The sequence below is a fragment of the Marinomonas rhizomae genome (assembly GCF_024397855.1).
Lineage (GTDB): Bacteria > Pseudomonadota > Gammaproteobacteria > Pseudomonadales > Marinomonadaceae > Marinomonas > Marinomonas rhizomae_A.
This window is the reverse complement of the sequence record NZ_CP073343.1, coordinates 425,864-443,893: the sequence shown is the minus strand read 5'-3', so window position 1 is coordinate 443,893 and position 18,030 is coordinate 425,864. Positions and strand designations below refer to the sequence as shown.

Genomic DNA, 18,030 nt, shown 5'->3' with positions numbered 1-18,030 from the left:
AGCTGTCTCTAGGTTTATTTTCTCACCCGTTCAATCAACTCTTCTATCCACGCAACCGTTAACCAATCTGGTGCAGAGGCGGAGCGGGAAAAGGCAATTTGTACCGCGGGCAAGGCAGGCAATAAATCGCTTTCGATGATTTCCAGTGAGTCATTCACGCTGATGCTAGCAATGGCGGAAATGGCTTTTTCGGCCATTAACAGGCTTTCGATAAGCGTGAGATTAGCGGTGACGCAATAGAGTTGATAATCCGTACCTTTTTTCTGCAAACCATCAACGGCACTGGAATGAAACTTACAGCTAGATTCATATAAGGCCAGTGATAAAGGATTCAGTGTCGTCCAATCAAAGCCTTTTTTCGCTACCCAAACACCTTTGTCTTGGAACAAGGCTAAGCCTTCGTCGCTATCAGGCGTTCGCGTGACTAAAGCCAAATCGACTTCGCCTTTGTCCATCAGTTCTCTTAGTTCAGCCGATGTCCCCGTGCGAATTCGAAAGCGAATATTCGGCAACATGGCTTCCATGACAGACATGACGACAACGAGTAAATTCGCCACATAATCATTAGGGCAACCAAGATTAAGCAAGACACCCTGCTGTGGACCTTTGATGGATTGTAATGCGCTTTCTTGCAGCTGCAAGATACGCCGTGCGTAATGCACCAGCTGTTGGCCATCTTCAGTAAGCACTTGCTCTCGACCTTGCTTGCAAAACAGCTCGGTGCCGACTTGTTCTTCCAGTCGTTTCATCTGCATACTTATCGCTGATGGCGTTCGAAAAGTTTGCATGGCGGCACGCTGAAAGCTGCCGTGATCAACAATCGCTACAAGCGTCTTTAATAGTTCCGTATCCAATGCCATCCTCTCTTTAATCTACGCACTTTAACTTACATGCATTCATCAAAATACGTTATGCCTGTCTTCAATTTAATTGGCTTTTTTCTGTCTCTTGTTTATCGCAAGATCAGGCCATTAACTAAGAAGGAAGAAACTATGATTCTGCACGATTTTTTACCCTCAGGGAACGGCTATAAAATCCGTTTATTATGCGCTTGCTTAGGCCTGAAAGTGTCGTTAAAACAATATGACATTACGAAGGGAGAAACGCACACAGAATCTTTCTTGGCGATGAACCCAAACGGGAAAATCCCAGTATTGGAGTTAGATGATGGACAATGCTTGAGCGAAAGCAACGCGGTGCTTCTCTATCTTGCGGAACAGTATAATTCCTCGCTATTACCGCCGGATCCGATCCTTAGAGCCAAGGTCTATAAATGGTTATTTTGGGAGCAATACAGCCACGAGCCAAACATTGCTTCACCGCGTTTTTGGTTAACTCATAACGCCATGACGGAACTAAAGAAACACATGCTGCCAGACCGCATTCAGCAAGGTCACGCCGCGTTAAAACAAATGGAAGAGGCCTTAGCCGCACACACTTATTTACTCGGAAACACTATGACTCTTGCCGATATTTGCCTATTCCCTTACACCCACGTGGCGGAAGAAGGCGGCGCTTATCAATTGTCTGAATATCCAAATATTCAGCGTTGGATTAAAGGGATTGAGGACTTGGATTGGTTTATTCCCATTACTCAGGTTTAACGTCACAAATCAAACACAAAACGCCTCATCGACTCGAACTTCGGTCAACACTGAGTTGGCGATAAAACAGGCTTCGTGGGATTGGTGATGAAGCGCTTTTAATACATCTGCGCTTGGCTTTTCACCCACAAAGGTGACCGTTGGACGAAGCACGACCTCGGTCATCATTTGTTTGCCGTTGGGGCCGACGGCCAAGGTACCAATAGCGCGGTCTGTGTATTGTTCGACTATGAGTTTTTTGCGTGAGGCGAAGTCCAAAAAGAACAACATATGACAGCTGGAAATAGAAGCAACAAAGGCTTCTTCTGGGTCAACGTTTTCTGCTACCGACATAGGCAAAGGCACAATGTGTGGCGACGACGAAGCAGGAATAACGACACCGCCTTCGAACAGCCATTCATGGGCACGGCTGTATTTTTTGTCTGAAAAAACCTGTGAACCACGCTTCCACTCAACCGTTGCAAAATACTCCGACATGTTTCCTTCCCCTTTTTGTTTAATTTATTCGCTCAGAATCTAATCACTGTCACTCAAGTTTTCGTATGGCCATATTAACTCGAATCTCAGAGCCGTTTTTTGCACAACATTGTTCTTTGCAAAAAGTTACAATTTGTTTATAAAACCACCTAAACATTGCTTGCACATTTCAAAACCCAGTGTCATTTTTAATGTGGTGCTATTGTCTAATTAATGTCGTCCATTTGAAAAGGATCGTTTGAGAAAGACCGCTGTATAGCAAGGAAATAGGAACCATTCCTTGGTTCCTTAAGACTTCAATCACAGGGATAATTTTATGAAGATGCTACAGACGATAAGGGGTCGCTATACGTTCATATTTGGCGGGTTAGCGTTGGTTTTTCTACTGGTTATTATCTCTACCGAGACATTGATCAGTTACTTGCAAAATAGTATAGGTAAGTACACTTCTGGGACAGCTTTGATTCAAAACGCCGATAGAGACTTGTATCAATCACGCCTAGCTTTGGCCACATTAGTATTCGAAAAAAGCTCAACCGACGCTAAAGAATTAGAAGTTTTAGCGCTATTAAATGCCAAACAAGCGCTAGACCGCATGCAAGAATTCCGGCTACTCACTACCGATATCGATGAAATTTCCCAGTTATTAGCAAACTTCGATACTCTCTATAAAAATTGGTCGGCTGGTAGCCTTAAGATTATCCAATTAGTGAAAGACAACCCTGATGCGGCTATGATTCTTTTTATTGATGAAAACCAAGCGAACTTCATCAAATTACGATCACTTTACGATCACTCTGAAGAGCTGATCAGCAAACATTCCGAACTTGAAAACCAAGCCATCAACGAATTCACTAACACTTTTAAAGTGATTGTAGCCATCTTTGCTATTTTCGCTTTATTATTGAGCATCGCGCTTGCTTGGTTTGCCCCGCGGAATATTTCAAAAGCCATCAAATTGGTCACATCAGGTGTACGCGAAATTAGCTCTGGCGATGGTGATTTAACTCGCCGTATAGACAGTGTGAAACCAGACGAAACAGGCGAATTGAGTAGAGAGCTAGACCGCTTTGTTGCACGACTTGGCAGCTTGATTGGCCAAGTTCGTAATGGCTGTGAGCATATCCGCCAAGAAATGTTTAACTTGGGTGAGTCCGCATCAGAATCCGCGGATCTGAGTGAGCGTCAAAATCAATCACTGGACTTTGTCGTCACTGCAGTGGAAGAAATGGGTGGTGCCACTCGTGAAGTCGCACAAAATGCCGCCGACACAGTGGCAGAAGTCGAAGCGTTAAATCGATCCGCCGATGATGGCGTAAAACAATTAGACAGTGCTATTGCTCAACTAGATGGTCTTGCAGCACAAATCCAAAGCGCTGCAGGCGTCATCAATCAACTTTCTGAACGATCTGATAAGATTGCGTCCGTATTGGATGTCATCATTGGCATTTCCGAGCAAACCAACTTGCTCGCGTTAAACGCGGCAATAGAAGCCGCACGAGCAGGAGAGCAAGGCCGAGGCTTTGCCGTAGTCGCCGATGAAGTGCGAAATCTCGCCAGCAAAACGCAAAACTCCACCGAAGACATTCAAAAGATGATTAATGACTTACAGTCTGGCGTGAGCAATGCGGTCAACTCGATCACCCAAAGCGTTGATATGGCCGGCACCAGTGTCTCTCTTTCGCGTAAAACCATGGATTCCATTGCCGTCGTGAAAACATCGGCAGGGCGAATCTATGACTTTACCGCGCAAACCGCCAGCGCCACCGAAGAGCAAAGCAAGGTCACTGACGAGATCAACGAGAACTTATCAAATCTTGCCAGCATGTCGAAAGATGTAATGGAAATATCCAAACGTATTAGCCATTCAGTCCATCAGACTTTAAACAACTCCGATGAACTTGCCGGACAAGTGAAACGCTTCACGGTTTAATAAAGCGCTTCTTAAAACCTAAAAAACCGTCTTAATCATCGATTACGACGGTTTTTGTCTCTTTCATGCTATCTAAATGGGGTCGTAAAGCGCGGATTTTCTATGAATTCGCCGTCTGTAAGACTCGTTAAAAAGGCAATCATTTGACGTCTTTCATTGGCCGTTAAGACAAATTTATGGATTTTCTCGGATATCAAGGGAGAAGCGCTTCCCTGTAATGCGGCACGTCCACCAGCGCCATAGTGATCTAATACTTCTTCTAACGTCGCGATAGAGCCATCGTGCATATAGGGAGCTGTTTTGCCGATGTTGCGCAAGGTCGGGGTTCTGAATCGTCCCCTGTCTGAACTTTGTCCAGTATGTTCATACAAGCCCTGATTACCTTTTGGATAAGCGCCTTGTTCGTCTAGGTTATAAAGCCCCGTATTATGAAAAGCTGACGCTTTCGTAGCATCGGAGAAATGCACGCCAGAATGACAGCCAGAACACCCCAGTCTAGCGCTCAAAAATAACGCTTCACCACGCTTGGCATCCTCGCTAATGGCGCTGCCATTATGATTGTATTTGTAATCGTCATAAGGGGATTGATAACTAATTAAAGTACGTTCAAAAGACGCCAACGCTTTGGTAATTGTATCGAAACTAATTGGGTCATCTTGATCGGAAAAGGCTTTTTTAAATAAGCCTGGATAAATAGGGTCTCGTTGTAGAAACAAGATAACCTTGCCTTCTTGGCCTTTAGTGCCCATTTCTATCGGATGAATGCCGAAAAGAGGCACCTTAGCTTGGTCTTCTAAACGCACTTCCTTAGGATTCGCCCAAGTCAGTGTTTTCATATAGGCCACATTCACAATCGCCATGGCATTGCGATTATGAAACTGCCCAGTCACACCAACAGAAACGGATCTTGGCTCTGAAAAAGAATGTTCAGGCATGTGACAAGTTGAACAAGACATGTAACCTGGGCCAGACAAATTGGCGTCATAAAAAAGCCGCTGGCCTAGCTCAACTTTTTCTACGCTCATTGGATTATCAGCAGGCACCAGCGGAGGCGTCATCCAATTAGGCAAATCCCATTGATAACTTCCAGCAAACAAAACAAACGGATGCAATAAAAAGCACACTAGATAAGCACGATACGCCATCTTTATCGCCTCCTGATTCCTAAGTTAAGGAAGGTACAAACAAGTCTTCTTAATAAAGAAAGAAAACATCGCCCTAAAGTATTTAAAAGTTTAGCTAGGAAACACCTAAGCACCAAGTTCTGAGCAAGAATCTAGACAATATTCAATTCCCACATGTGAAGATGAAAATTCACCAGCCAACAGGCCTTGTTGAGCCAATCGTCCTTCCGTATAGTCAGGTTTTTTAAAGGGCAGATTGTGTCCATGTCTTATTTTGTTATATTATAACAAAATAAATATTACGGACCTCTATTCGCCTTGACCAACAAAACCATTAATACTCCGACTAATAACTGCCAACAAGACGATACTTCTTACGCGTTTTTTTCTGCTTGCAAGCCCGCTGGCATGCAGTTGAACGACGTCGCTTGGTCGCCTTATCGTGACAAAACCTTGCTCAAACCAATAACCGTCACTATTCATCCTGGCGAGTTTCTGGCGATTGTTGGGCCGAACGGTTCCGGAAAAACCAGCTTATTACGCTGTCTTTATCGTACTAATAAACCAACCAAGGGCACGGTTTTACTTGATGACCAAAATTTATGGTCCTTGTCGCCTCGTCAATGCGCCCAACGCATCGCTACCGTGTTACAAGACGCTGGCGGTGAATTTGGTCTAAGCGTTTTTGAAATGGTAGAAATCGGCCTGACACCAAAGTCTCTTGTTTGGGGGCGCTCCGACGAAGATTCCCAAATCGTCGATAGCGCACTCGCCTTACTCGATGTGGCACATTTAGCCGATCGCTCTTTTGACTCTTTATCCGGCGGTGAACGCCAACGAGTGATGATCGCCAGAGCGTTGGCGCAGCGCCCTGATGTACTTATTCTCGATGAGCCAACCAATCACCTCGACATTCGTCACCAGCTTGATGTGTTGGCCTTATTAGCAAAACTGCCTTGCACGCTTATTGTGTCATTACACGATTTAGCCCTCGCCTCCGCTTACGCTGACCGAGTACTGGTGATGCAAAACGGTGAAATGCAGGACTGCGCACCACCCAATGATGTCTTTACCAAGCAACGCATAAAACAAGTATTTGATGTGGACACCATTATTGATGAACACCCCATCACGCAACGACCAAGGTTTTCTTTTTACATCAATGATTAACGGAATGATTAACAGGACACTTTCATGACAACGAACGTCAATACGCACATCAAACACACGTCACTAATTATTGGCGGCGCATTACTTGGGCTTTTACACACAGGTTTGGCCAATGCTTCTGGTTATCCTGTTACGGTACAAAGCTGCGACCGTGAGGTCACTTTTGAGCAAGCGCCCAAAGCCGCGGTATCAAACGATGTGAATCTAACCGAGATGATGTTGGCCCTTGGTCTACAAGATCACATGGTCGGCTTTACCGGTGTTTCTGGCTGGAAAACCCTAGACCCAACGCTACGAAATGGCATTGGTGAATTACCTGAACTTTCGCCTAAATACCCAAGCAAAGAAGTCCTATTAGGCGCCGATGCCGACTTTTATTTTGCTGGCTGGAACTACGGCATGCGTGTCGGCGGTGGCGTCACACCTGATACCTTGGCACCGCTTGGCATCAAGGTTTACGAGCTAACCGAAAGCTGCATTCACATCATGGACAAACCAAAAGTTTCCATGGATGACCTTTATGTGGATTTACTCAACCTAGGTCGTATTTTTGACAAAGAAGAAAAAGCCCAAGCCTTAGTAAAAGGTTATCAACAAGACCTTGCGAATTTCCAAGCTAATCTCAAGCCATTAAAAACAGCACCGAAAGTCTTTGTTTACGATTCCGGTGAAGAGCAGCCTTTTACTTCAGGTCGATTCGGCATGCCAACGGCATTGATCGAAGCTGCAGGCGGTAAAAACATCGTCGATGATGTACAAAAAAGCTGGACACAAATTGGCTGGGAAGCCGTCATTGACCGATCTCCAGAGGTGATTGTCATTGTTAACTACGGCGACGTGACCGCAGAACAAAAAATCAATTTCTTGCGAAGCAATCCTGCCTTCGAAAATATTCCAGCGGTGAAAAACAATCATTTCGTGGTATTGGAATACGTCGAGGCAACGCCGGGGCCTCGTAATATTAATGCAATTAAACGCTTAGCTGAGGCTTTTAGAACCGCATCATGAAAGCAGGCCAGAAAAAGCTCACCATCATGGGACGCGTTCCCCTGCCCGCTTTGTTAATCATGCTAAGCATACTGCTGCTGTTATTAATGGGCGTGGCGATTGGCGTGGGTTCCGTGTCCATTAGCCAGTCCACTGTGTGGAGCGTGATCGGCCATAAACTGTCGATCACCAACACGCTTCCTAACTGGTCGATGGGGCGCGAAAACATCATCTGGGCCGTTCGCTTGCCGCGCACACTGCTTGCCGCCATGGTCGGGGCCGCCTTGGCAATTGTTGGCGCGGCACTGCAATCCGTGACTCGCAACCCTTTGGCTGATCCACATTTATTGGGTGTGTCTTCTGGTGCGGCGTTAGGCGCGATTATCGCCTTGCTCCACACTGGCATGATTCTGGGCGTGGTTACGGTTCCCGTGTTTGCCTTTATTGGAGCCTTAGGTGCAATGTTTTTAGTCTTGGCCGTCGCGAACTTTTCCTCGGCACACAGCGCGGGACGTTTGATTCTCGCCGGTGTCGCCGTCGCCTTTGTGCTAACTGCCTTGGGAAATCTGTTCATTTTTATGGGCGATCACCGTTCATCTCATACGGTGATATTCTGGATGCTCGGCGGCTTGGGCCTTGCTCAGTGGGGGCAACTTTGGTTTCCGCTGGTCACGCTTTTATTAGGTTCCGGCTATTTGATTTACAACGCCCGTTATCTAAACGCCATGACACTTGGCGATGAAAGCGCCAGCACCTTGGGCGTTCCGGTCGAACGCTTCCGCCTGATCGTGATTGTTGTCTGCGCGCTGCTGACTGGCGCGGCGGTGGCGTTTTCTGGTGTCATCGGCTTTGTCGGCTTGATGGTGCCGCATATCGTACGCTTGTTGGTTGGTGGCGATTATCGCAAAGTCCTGCCGTTATCGGCGTTATCCGGCGCTCTGTTCCTCGTCGCAGCGGACATTGCTTCCAGAATTATCATGCCACCCGAAGACATGCCAATCGGTATTCTTACTGGCCTTGTCGGTGGCATCGCTTTTGTATTCCTGATGCGGCAAAAACGTAATGTGTCTCTGTAGATAAGCAAACAAAAGAAAACTTGCTTTATTGAAACCCAACACCCAATATACTGGTTATATATACAGCGTTATGGGGGATTTTATGTCTGCTTCTTCTACCAACAACAGCGATCAAAAAGGTGAGAAATCCCCTCTAAATAATCCGATCAAGGGGCGCGGTACTGCCAATAATATGGCGGGACGCTTTGCAATTACCTTGGTGGAAGTCGATGAAAATGACGAAGCCATTGCTTTGCTGGAAACATCATCACCCAAGACGGAAGTTCGCTATGAACGCGCAAAAAGCATCATTAGTCGTAATTCATCTCCTGATATTCCTTTTCGCCTGTCAGTAAACCCTTATAAAGGCTGTGAGCATGGTTGTGTGTATTGTTTTGCTCGTCCGACTCATGCGTATTTAGATTTGTCGCCTGGATTGGACTTTGAAACCAAGCTGGTTGCGAAGACCAATGCGGTGTTTTTGTTTGCAGAAGAATTGGCACACCCAAATTATCGTTGTGAACCCATTGCATTAGGTATTAATACCGATGCTTATCAGCCGATTGAGAAACAACTCAAGATCACGCGGCAATTATTAGAAATTGCTTTGGCGCACAATCAGCCAATTTCACTGATCTCCAAGAGCACCTTGATACTCAGAGACATAGATTTGCTCACGCAAATGGCAGAGAAAAAGCTCATCCATGTGGCAATCAGCGTGACGACACTGAATAACGATTTAAAGCGTATTTTGGAACCCAGAACGGCGTCTGGAAAGACACGTTTACAGGTGATTAAAACCTTACGAGAAGCAAGCATTCCGGTTTCGGTTCTTGTCGCACCAGTGATTCCTTTTATTAATGATAACGAACTAGAAGAAATAGTTGCTGCCTGTGCTGAGGTTGGCGCACAATCCATCAATTACATCATGTTGCGTTTGCCTCACGAGGTTGCGCCTTTGTTTGCAGATTGGCTCCACCAGCACTACCCAGAACGTGCTGAGCATATTTTGCAGCGTATTATGGACATGCGTGGCGGCAAGTTCTACGACAGTAGGTTTAGCAAGCGTATGACAGGGGAAGGCATTTTTGCGGATTTGATTAACCAACGCTTTCACGTGGCGCGACGCAAGTATGGATTGGATGACAACCGACTGAGTTATCTCGATTGCCGTCATTTTACGGTTCCGCCAAAAGAAGGTGACCAGATGACGTTGTTTTAGTAACTGGGGCTCTCTACTTAACGAAAAATTCCCCTAAGCGAAAAACGCTTAGGGGAATTTACATAGCGGTTGTGAACTTCCAGAAGGGTTATAATTTGTTGTTAAATTGACTTACCGCATCAACAACTTGTTTTGCGCCTTCCTGAATGTCATTCATCACATGACCTGCTTCGGTTGAAAGATCGAGGGCTTTCTGAGCCTTTTCCATACTTTCTTCAATTAGCGAGACTGCCTGTTCTGTGAGTTTTTTATTGTCCCCTACCACACTAATAATTTCTTCTGTCGCCGAACTGGTTCTAGAAGCAAGCTGCCTTACTTCATCAGCAACAACAGCAAAACCCCGACCCTGCTCTCCGGCTCTAGCAGCTTCTATTGCGGCATTAAGCGCAAGTAAATTAGTTTGATCGGCAATTCCTCGAATACTTTCAACCAAGTTAGCCACTTTCATTGATTGAGTATTCAGTTCGAAGATGCCCTTGCTTGCTTCGCTCATTTGCGTAGACAATTCATTCATCGTTTGGACAGTAGACTCGATGACTTTTTTCCCATTGATGGCATCTTGATCGCTTTTTTGAGATATATTGTAAGCTACCTGAGAGGTTTCTGAAATCGCAAACTCACGATTCATTTGTTCGGTAATAACCGTAGCAAATTTAACCACTTTATACAGTTCGCCACTTTCGTCATGTATTGGGTTATAAGATGCTTCTAACCAAACATCATGTCCGTGACTATCAATTCTTTTGAATCGATCTGAAACAAATTCACCAGAACGCAGTCGCTGCCAAAACTGTTTATATTCCTGCGACTCAGCTTCTTTCGGTTCACAAAACATTCTGTGGTGCTGGCCAACTATTTGGCTTTTAGAATATCCCATGCCCTTTAAGAAATTGTCGTTAGCATTTAAGATAATGCCGTCTAGGCTAAATTCTATTACTGCAGATGATCGGTGCAATGCCGCTAACATGTCTTCCACTTCTTTCGAGTGTGAAATCGTTCTCGTTAGTTCCGTCGCATAAGACTCCAGCATAATCGAACCGTCAGCGACTTTTTTCGGCTGAACCGTCGCTCGATACCAAACCTCTTTGCCATTTCTACTTTCTATTTGCAAAGCGCCATGCCAATGCTTTTTTCCACTAATTGCAGACAACATTTTTTGACTATGATCTTTTTCTAAAGACTTACCAAGAATGAAGTCTTTAATGTTTTTACCTACTAATTCAGTTTTCTCAAAACCACTGGATTTTAAAAAAAGTGTATTTGCATCAACTATTTTTCCGTCTGAAGTCATGGAAAAATACAACATTTCTTGTCGAAGGTCAGCTTGCGTTTCTTGAAAGGAAGCAAGCTCTGTTTCTAACTCTTTAATTCTAGATAATAGTTTGTTGTTTCCAAATAACATTTAATGCTTCCCTTAACAATCACAATTAGATATGCATTAAAGAGTAGCGGATGTTTCCCATTAGCACGATAGTTTTTTTGTAGCATTCTGAAAAGCTTTGTACTAATTACAAAAAAACGTTAGGCTACACAGCCAACCCTGTCTCTTTATTTGCGCAACCAAGCAAAAAACTTCTTTTGCAACCCTCCCAGAATAAAGCTCATAATTGGCACAATAACAACAGTCATAATGAATAGCCTGATAGGTAAAGAGAAGTCGCCAATATAAGGAGTTAGTAAAGGAAAGAAGATGTTCAACAACGGGTAAATAGTCACCCAAACGAGCAACATCATCTTCCATTTTTTAGGGGCAACTTTCATTAACTCTTGCCTTGTTGGTTCATTAAGCATCAATGAGTCTAATTGACTATTTTTATCGTTTATCATGATTTTTCCTTTTTAAACATCCAATAAAATGACAGGCAGCAAGCTACCAATGCCCCAGCTACAAGCCAGGTAAACATGCCAACATACCCCGTGCGATCGAGAATTATGCCAGCAGAAATAGGCACCAAAATACGAGACAAAGAAAATAAGCTGGTCTGTAAGCCATAATCGCTGGCAGACAAATGCGGACGACTGTGAATCATAATCAAGCCAAACAACACGCCAGATGAAAGGCCAAGCGCAATTGCCACAACAAACACAGCACATATAAGACGCCAATCCGACCACTCCATAGCGACAGCAAGACACATTCCTAACAATGCAATCACATTCATCACAGAAAAGGCGAATAAGGCTCGATAAGGCGATATACGAGCAATACAAAGGCTATAACAAAAACCCGATAACGCTGCGAACACACCGCTGCAACTAGCAATCCATGCAATGTTATCTATGCTCAGCCCAAGATCTAACATAACGGGTTTAAGATACAGCCAAGCGGCACCAATAAAAGGAAAGTAGAGCACAAGGATAATGTTCCACATCACCATATCGGGTCGTTGAAAATAGCCTTTCCACATGACAAAAAGCGACCCTCGTGATGTAACTGTTGAGGGATTTTCTGAATTAAAACTTTCACTTTCTATCAGCGGATAACGAACATGGGCTATATACAACAGAACACCGCAAAGCAAAGCCATTAAGCCGAATATATAAAAAGGCCACGCCCAACCAAAGCGTGCATACACCAATAGCATGGCCCCCCCACCAACAACCGAAGCTAGTGCCGTCACAGCCGAACGTATAGCGCCCGTTTTAGGACGTTCATTTTCTGGGAAACGCTGAATAGCAAACGCGTTAATAGGTACATCCAGCCAAGACGTTATCAAGGTGGTACACACGGCAATAATAAATAGTGTCTTAAAAGTTGTTATTTCAATGTCTGCTAGAGATAGCATCGTCAGGCAACAAATGAAGCCGCCACCAAGCAATGCACTCCATTTAAGATAGTTCGACTGCTGAAAACGAAAAATATCAATCGGCGATGCCATTAAAAATTTAAGCATGACTGGCAGACCGGATACTTGAAACAAACCAATATCTGTACCACTCCAACCATATTCTCTCATCATCAATGGCACACCAAGATAGAGATAAATTGATGAAGCCGTCAGAGTAAAATTACACCATCCAATAACCCAATGGAGATAAAAGTAAGGGGATTTCATCTCTGTACTTTTCTCCCACAATAAAGCCACACAGACGACATTGGGAAGTCTGTTATTTCCTCTGATTGCAGAACGTCTAACCCGTTTTGATCTAACAACGCAACAATTTCACCTTGCTTTGGTAGATAGTTGCCTTTCATAACCATAGGTAAATAAAAGGGTAAAACACCTTCACACTGTTTCTTTTCAGCGGTTTGCTCGGCATGAAGAATCAATAAGATGCCATTCGGTTTAAGTAACGCCGAGATCCGTTTTATCGCTGCATTAGCATCATCTAAAAAATGCAATACAGAAGAACACCAAATCAAATCAAATTGCCCATTTGGTGATTGCTTATTCAAATCACCCGACTGCACTTCAATACGATGTTCCAACTTCTCTGCTATGACATTTTTGTATGCTACTTTTGCCGTTTCAGGGAAATCAAATAACACGCCCGTGGAGTTTGGAAAGTGGCGTACAAGTGACAGAGCGACCAATCCAGGTCCGCCACCTAAATCTAAAAAATGCAGTGGTGTTTCTTCAGCAATAGTCACGTTTAGCACACGATCAAGGATACGGTCGAGTGCTGGCACAGTCACCGCACGCTGCTCTTGAAAAATCTGTGCTTTAGCTGCTTTTGCCCATAATGGCGCCATAGCTGAAGATAAAGCGTTATGATTCTTTGGCACATACAGTAGTGCTTCAAATTGTTCAGTAAAGTGTCTTAACGTTTGAAAGCGAAATTGCAAAGCTTGCGAACAATCCATTGCTGAAACACTCGTCATATAACGTTTTGCTAAAGCACTCGTTATATATTTATTATCAACAGCCGTATCAACGCAGCCCATACTCCATAAAAGGTCTATCCATCCCTTGATATTGGTTGATGGCATCGCCAATTTATGGGCTATCTCTTCTATCGAGCAAGGCTCTAGCAATACATCAAACAAAGATCGAGATAATGCAACTTCAAGCGCTTTTATCTTCACTTGCGAACCGGCCAGATCCCAAAATGTTTGTAACTCATGACAATCCAACTTAGTCATATCCATATCTCCGTTAAAGCTCTAAGGTGAATTTCACGCCATATTCTCTTGGCGGGCTGTAAACTGTCACGTAGCCATTTTGATAACCAACAGCATCAAATTGACGGTCTTGCAGATTATTAACATACGTTGACAAAGACGCTTTATCAGTCAGTGGATAACTCGCGGAGACATGGACAAGCTCATAACCTTTTTGTTGATACTTGTTCGCCGCATCAAGATAGACCGCGCTGCTTCCAACTAGACTAGCTGCCACAGACCAACCACCTACATCCTCATAACGCAGCGATAAATGGCCATTCATTTCAGGAGCAAAAGGATTTCGATTACCTGAATAGTCATTGTTACCATCAATAAAACGATCGAATCGTGTTTTATTCCAAGCCACACCAATTTCCGTGCTCCAGCTTTCATTGAAGTAATACTCAAGAGAGGCTTCCAAACCATCTGAAGTGGCATCAGCTGCGTTAGTCAAATAAATCAAACCTACAGTTGGCATCTGAGTAACTTGCATATTTTTTATATCCATATGATAGGCAGACAGGGTGTAACGTAGCGGTTTATCTGATAGATCGCCCTTTAACCCGAGCTCAAAACTTTGGTTTTTTTCTGGATCATAAGATGAATAATTAACGGCTGGAGAAACAGTATTAAAACCACCAGAGCGAATCCCTTCTGCATAGCTGGCGTAAAGCATATGGTCAGAATTAATATCGTATTTTAGAGTTAACTGAGGCGTTAGATCAGTCCAACTTTTAGACTTTTCTTGTGCGATAGAAGGATTTAGCTTTACCTCGTCTCGCGAAGCTCGAATACCCGCAATAACAGAAAGATCCGAGCTGATCGGCATTGTCCAATTAGTGAAAAGCGCATAGGAATTACCCGTTTGCTGGGCTTGTAAATCACTCAAACCAAAAAAAGTTTTGGAAAGCGTACGCAAATCATGATCTTGGCGTTCTAAATAAGCACCGAATAACCAGTCTGCTTCTCCTAAGTTTCCCTCTAGACGAAACTCTTGGGATAAGGTCCGAAGATGATGATCTCGACCAATATAAGTGCTTTCTGATGGTTGGAAATCCGTATCTTGCTGTACTTTATCTCTATAATCGTTATACGCCGTGACCGAATTAAGACGCACTCCTGATGGCAATTCATGATTGGCATTAATCGAGAACGTTTGACCTACAGAGTGATTCCAGCTGTCCGTTGCTGATGCTACCGTGGCCCGTTTTCCACTAGGTGAACCCCATAACATCGCATCATCGTCATAGGCTTGTCGGCGATAACGAACAACCACGTCTGTTTTGTTAGAGATTAACCAACGTAATCCTGCATTTAAGTTCTGCCGTTCTTTATCGTCCGCCTTATTTCCCGTCGTGGCATTATCAATAAAACCATCCTGCTCTAGAAACTCCCCTGACAAGCTGATATAGACCTCATCTTCAACCAAGGTCTGGCTAGTTGAAAGCTGTACTCTTTGTTTGTCTCGGCTACCAACTTCAACGCCCAACATTGTCTTGTCTTCCCCGACTAGATCATTACTAAAAATAGAAACCACACCAACTTCAGCATTGTGGCCATATACAGTTGATTGCGGGCCACGCAGCACCTCAACCCGATCGATATCAACAAGATTATTTTCGAACCCCTGAGCGGTTAACGTGGGTACACCATCAACCATTAGCAAAGTAGAACTAGACAGCGCATTAAAATTTGCCGTCAAGCCTCTAATAACAGGAGAGTTAATACCAGACTGCCCAAATGGTTGAAAGCTCAAACCAGCAACTCGACCTTCCAGTTTCGCTAAGCTATCTACGCCATCTTGCTGCAATACTTCGGTATCGTAGACAGTTGCATGCGATGTTGCTTTCGATAAGGTTTGCTGCTTTTTATCCGCTGTCACCATCAATTCAGGTAACAAAGTCGTACTTTTTTGTCCAGTATCTTCTTGAGCAAGAATAGATACAGGAAGCAGTGCTAAAGCACCGATCATTAATTCAATCTTGAATACTGTTTTTCGTTTCATCTCACTTTCTCTTTCTCGTAATTAATGCTTTACGCTATAGAGAAAGATGATAATATTAATTGAGATTGATTATCATTTGATTGCTTATTCATTTCGTTAATATTCATATTCAATACGTTCAAATCGCATAAAGAGCGGGAAAAATCATGGCCTTTCTAGTGAATAAAAATGCATTAACAGCTGTCACAAACCTTCAATCTGGTTGGCAAAGACAGGCTATTTCTTCTCAACTAGGAGAATGTTATATAGACCGGTTTATTATAGAACCTGGGCTATCTATTGCTTATTCACGTTACACACCAACGCAAGATTTAGTTGAAGAGAGCACCATAGAAAAAGACTCATCAACACTTAGTCTTACTTATGGTTTAGAAGGGTATTCTCGTTATCAGGCAAAGCAGAACAATACTGAAGATTTCATTTTTGAACCTAATTACACCACCATCACCACCTTTGGTAACAGCTCTGGAAAACGTGTGTACGCCGCGAATAAAACCACCAGCCAATTAAGAATATTAGTGGACGGCAGTGTCTTTAATCGCTACCAAATCCCATTCGAGTTTCAAGCAGACAAAATTCCTTTACCTCGCCAACATCAACATATAAAAACGTCTAAAAATACCCAACACTATATCAATAGACTGATGCATCTAGCGTTATCTGATCATACTGAACGACCTTTAGAAAAAAATATTCTGGTGCTCAACTTACTTAGCGAACAGATTGAACGACTTCAAACAAACACTATGATCGAGCCCCAAAGTCTAGGTATTAGCCTTGGGGATGAACATAAAATCGCGCAAGCTCGGCTGTTCATGATTCAACATATGAGCCAACCTTTGAGTATTGCTTTTATCTGTCAAAAAATTGGAATTAGTGAAAGCAAACTTAAACAAGGGTTTCATGCCATTTACAATACCAGCCCCTATAAGTTGTTATTAGAAGCAAGAATGCACAAGGCATGGGAATTACTCACATCAGGCCATCAGGTAGCCCAAACAGCCTATGCGGTAGGCTACGAACACCCCTCTAATTTCAGTGCCGCTTTTAATCGTTTTCATGGCTGCCCACCAAAGTCATTAACCTCCTCAAACAAACATCAAAATAAATAAAAAAACGTTATGTAATTCACACATTAACCTTTATAAACAAGGTTCCGATTCCCCCTTTTTTGGAACCTATTTGCATGCCTAGTGATGACTTTATCGATCTGCTCAAATTGCTTATTCGCGCGCCTAGTGTGGTTGGTGCAGAGCATTCATTTTTCCGCGTGTTACAACGCGAGCTGGAAGAACGAGGGGCAAAAGTCACTTGGTACGAGGGTTTGCTAGTTGCCCAAGGTAGCGACCCGTTTAGCACCATGTTTTCGGCGCACATAGATCGTCATGGTTTGGTGTGTACTGGCCCAAATGAATTCCAATACGCGGCGTTTGTTTCCGCAAACCGCACCGACTTATTGAACAACTCGGTGTCTGAAGAATTGATGACTAAGGTCACAGAGCGCTTCAACCATGAAGAAATCTACGCTTACGAGCCTTGGTCTGGCGTATACCGTGGCAAAGGCACCATTAAAAGCTCTTACGTTTGTGAATTCCGTAACAACTTGATTTTCGAAACAGAAGGCTTAGAAGGTGTGGTTGCCGGTACGCCAATCGCTTTTAAAGACCAATTACACATAGTCAACAATCGCTTAGAAGGTCAGCTCGATAACGTGATTTCAGCGGCGGCTTTGGTGCATCTTTTTGATCATGGTTTTAAAGGCACGGCCTTTTTTACTGCCCAAGAAGAAGCAGGGAAAAGTTGGCGCTATTTGCTTGAGTGGTTCCGTCGTTTTGGCGGTTCAACCAACCGTTTATTTGTGGTTGATACTAGCCCGTTCCCGAATCTTGATGCGGCTAACGAGCAGCTTCTGGTACTTAGGGAAAAAGACGCCAACGCCACGTTCAACAAAGACAGCACAAAACTTTTAAAGAACCTGTGCGAGAAAAACAACATCAGTTATTTGTATAAAAACCGTTACGTAGAAAATGAAAACGCGAAACGGGCTGAGCAGGGCTTGCCGCCGAGCTCCCTTGGTAGTACAGAGCTTGGCCGCATTATCGCCGCGTCGAATGGTTTAGTAGATGGCACCACTATTCAAATCCCCACCATCGGCTATCACACCATGCACGAATCGGCAGCGGTGGAATCGGTGGATGCGTTTCTAGATATGCTAAAAGTGGTGTCGAACATTTAATTCACTTCGTACCATTTACTGATTGGTACTATTTGCAACACACAAAAATCCCGTTTCGATATATAAATTCGAAACGGGATTTTTTATCTACTCAAAAGTAAATATTTAAGTT

Annotated in this window: 16 protein-coding genes; 8 read left to right on the top strand and 8 right to left on the bottom strand. The window is 43.8% G+C overall.

The annotated features are described in order from the left end of the window. Positions 1 to 14 precede the first annotated feature (14 nt). Positions 15 to 860: a LysR family transcriptional regulator gene (locus KDW99_RS01945; RefSeq protein WP_255827652.1), complete on the bottom strand. Its 846-nt coding sequence runs from the start codon at positions 858 to 860 to the stop codon at positions 15 to 17. A 132-nt stretch (positions 861 to 992) separates the two neighbouring features. Between KDW99_RS01945 and KDW99_RS01940 the strand changes: the two genes are divergently transcribed. Next, a complete protein-coding gene (locus KDW99_RS01940) occupies positions 993 to 1,604 on the top strand; it encodes a glutathione S-transferase family protein (protein WP_255827651.1) in 612 nt (203 codons plus the stop codon). A 9-nt stretch (positions 1,605 to 1,613) separates the two neighbouring features. Here the strand turns inward: KDW99_RS01940 and KDW99_RS01935 are convergent, their stop codons facing one another. Continuing rightward, positions 1,614 to 2,081: an OsmC family protein gene (locus KDW99_RS01935; RefSeq protein ID WP_255827650.1), complete on the bottom strand. Its 468-nt coding sequence runs from the start codon at positions 2,079 to 2,081 to the stop codon at positions 1,614 to 1,616. Positions 2,082 to 2,397: 316 nt separating this feature from the next. Here KDW99_RS01935 and KDW99_RS01930 point away from each other — a divergent pair, with 316 nt between their 5' ends. Beyond that, positions 2,398 to 4,014 carry a methyl-accepting chemotaxis protein gene (locus KDW99_RS01930; protein ID WP_255827649.1) on the top strand — a complete coding sequence of 539 codons (1,617 nt, stop codon included), beginning with the start codon at positions 2,398 to 2,400 and terminating at the stop codon, positions 4,012 to 4,014. 68 nt (positions 4,015 to 4,082) lie between these two features. On the opposite strand, the gene KDW99_RS01925 is transcribed toward KDW99_RS01930, so the two are convergent. Continuing rightward, positions 4,083 to 5,159, bottom strand: coding sequence for an MbnH family di-heme enzyme (locus KDW99_RS01925; RefSeq protein WP_255827648.1), 1,077 nt, complete (start codon positions 5,157 to 5,159; stop codon positions 4,083 to 4,085). A gap of 297 nt (positions 5,160 to 5,456) precedes the next feature. Here KDW99_RS01925 and KDW99_RS01920 point away from each other — a divergent pair, with 297 nt between their 5' ends. The 4 genes from KDW99_RS01920 (at position 5,457) to KDW99_RS01905 (ending at position 9,572) form a co-directional block, all read left to right on the top strand. Next, positions 5,457 to 6,308, top strand: coding sequence for an ABC transporter ATP-binding protein (locus KDW99_RS01920; protein ID WP_255827647.1), 852 nt, complete (start codon positions 5,457 to 5,459; stop codon positions 6,306 to 6,308). Between the two features lie 24 nt (positions 6,309 to 6,332). Then, the gene (locus KDW99_RS01915) at positions 6,333 to 7,316 is read left to right on the top strand and encodes an ABC transporter substrate-binding protein (protein WP_255827646.1); all 984 of its coding nucleotides are present in this window, start codon (positions 6,333 to 6,335) and stop codon (positions 7,314 to 7,316) included. Further along, complete coding sequence (locus KDW99_RS01910) at positions 7,313 to 8,371, top strand: FecCD family ABC transporter permease (protein WP_255827645.1); 1,059 nt, start codon at positions 7,313 to 7,315, stop codon at positions 8,369 to 8,371. The genes KDW99_RS01915 and KDW99_RS01910 overlap by 4 nt, the downstream gene beginning before the upstream one ends. A gap of 82 nt (positions 8,372 to 8,453) precedes the next feature. Further along, positions 8,454 to 9,572 (top strand): PA0069 family radical SAM protein, encoded by a 1,119-nt coding sequence (locus KDW99_RS01905; protein WP_255827644.1) that lies wholly within the window; start codon positions 8,454 to 8,456, stop codon positions 9,570 to 9,572. A gap of 88 nt (positions 9,573 to 9,660) precedes the next feature. Here KDW99_RS01905 and KDW99_RS01900 read toward each other — a convergent pair whose 3' ends face one another. The 5 genes from KDW99_RS01900 to KDW99_RS01880 form a co-directional block, all read right to left on the bottom strand. Continuing rightward, positions 9,661 to 10,974: a methyl-accepting chemotaxis protein gene (locus KDW99_RS01900; protein WP_255827643.1), complete on the bottom strand. Its 1,314-nt coding sequence runs from the start codon at positions 10,972 to 10,974 to the stop codon at positions 9,661 to 9,663. 146 nt (positions 10,975 to 11,120) lie between these two features. Next, positions 11,121 to 11,399, bottom strand: a complete 279-nt coding sequence (locus tag KDW99_RS01895) for a hypothetical protein (protein ID WP_255827642.1) — start codon at positions 11,397 to 11,399, stop codon at positions 11,121 to 11,123. Continuing rightward, a complete protein-coding gene (locus tag KDW99_RS01890; protein WP_255827641.1) occupies positions 11,396 to 12,628 on the bottom strand; it encodes an MFS transporter in 1,233 nt (410 codons plus the stop codon). Before KDW99_RS01890 ends, KDW99_RS01895 begins: the two co-directional genes overlap by 4 nt. After that, positions 12,625 to 13,656 carry a class I SAM-dependent methyltransferase gene (locus KDW99_RS01885; RefSeq protein ID WP_255827640.1) on the bottom strand — a complete coding sequence of 344 codons (1,032 nt, stop codon included), beginning with the start codon at positions 13,654 to 13,656 and terminating at the stop codon, positions 12,625 to 12,627. The genes KDW99_RS01890 and KDW99_RS01885 overlap by 4 nt, the downstream gene beginning before the upstream one ends. Positions 13,657 to 13,669: 13 nt before the next feature. Continuing rightward, positions 13,670 to 15,682 carry a TonB-dependent receptor gene (locus KDW99_RS01880; protein WP_255827639.1) on the bottom strand — a complete coding sequence of 671 codons (2,013 nt, stop codon included), beginning with the start codon at positions 15,680 to 15,682 and terminating at the stop codon, positions 13,670 to 13,672. Between the two features lie 158 nt (positions 15,683 to 15,840). Here KDW99_RS01880 and KDW99_RS01875 point away from each other — a divergent pair, with 158 nt between their 5' ends. Next, positions 15,841 to 16,794 carry a helix-turn-helix domain-containing protein gene (locus KDW99_RS01875; protein ID WP_255827638.1) on the top strand — a complete coding sequence of 318 codons (954 nt, stop codon included), beginning with the start codon at positions 15,841 to 15,843 and terminating at the stop codon, positions 16,792 to 16,794. A gap of 74 nt (positions 16,795 to 16,868) precedes the next feature. Further along, positions 16,869 to 17,918: a peptidase M42 gene (locus tag KDW99_RS01870; protein WP_255827637.1), complete on the top strand. Its 1,050-nt coding sequence runs from the start codon at positions 16,869 to 16,871 to the stop codon at positions 17,916 to 17,918. Positions 17,919 to 18,030: the final 112 nt, after the last annotated feature.

Coding starts and splice junctions, on each gene's coding strand:
- KDW99_RS01945 (WP_255827652.1), bottom strand. CDS start 860: ATGGCATTGGATACGGAACTATTAAAGACGCTTGTAGCGATTGTTGAT.
- KDW99_RS01940 (WP_255827651.1), top strand. CDS start 993: ATGATTCTGCACGATTTTTTACCCTCAGGGAACGGCTATAAAATCCGT.
- KDW99_RS01935 (WP_255827650.1), bottom strand. CDS start 2,081: ATGTCGGAGTATTTTGCAACGGTTGAGTGGAAGCGTGGTTCACAGGTT.
- KDW99_RS01930 (WP_255827649.1), top strand. CDS start 2,398: ATGAAGATGCTACAGACGATAAGGGGTCGCTATACGTTCATATTTGGC.
- KDW99_RS01925 (WP_255827648.1), bottom strand. CDS start 5,159: ATGGCGTATCGTGCTTATCTAGTGTGCTTTTTATTGCATCCGTTTGTT.
- KDW99_RS01915 (WP_255827646.1), top strand. CDS start 6,333: ATGACAACGAACGTCAATACGCACATCAAACACACGTCACTAATTATT.
- KDW99_RS01910 (WP_255827645.1), top strand. CDS start 7,313: ATGAAAGCAGGCCAGAAAAAGCTCACCATCATGGGACGCGTTCCCCTG.
- KDW99_RS01905 (WP_255827644.1), top strand. CDS start 8,454: ATGTCTGCTTCTTCTACCAACAACAGCGATCAAAAAGGTGAGAAATCC.
- KDW99_RS01900 (WP_255827643.1), bottom strand. CDS start 10,974: ATGTTATTTGGAAACAACAAACTATTATCTAGAATTAAAGAGTTAGAA.
- KDW99_RS01895 (WP_255827642.1), bottom strand. CDS start 11,399: ATGATAAACGATAAAAATAGTCAATTAGACTCATTGATGCTTAATGAA.
- KDW99_RS01890 (WP_255827641.1), bottom strand. CDS start 12,628: ATGAAATCCCCTTACTTTTATCTCCATTGGGTTATTGGATGGTGTAAT.
- KDW99_RS01885 (WP_255827640.1), bottom strand. CDS start 13,656: ATGACTAAGTTGGATTGTCATGAGTTACAAACATTTTGGGATCTGGCC.
- KDW99_RS01880 (WP_255827639.1), bottom strand. CDS start 15,682: ATGAAACGAAAAACAGTATTCAAGATTGAATTAATGATCGGTGCTTTA.
- KDW99_RS01870 (WP_255827637.1), top strand. CDS start 16,869: ATGCCTAGTGATGACTTTATCGATCTGCTCAAATTGCTTATTCGCGCG.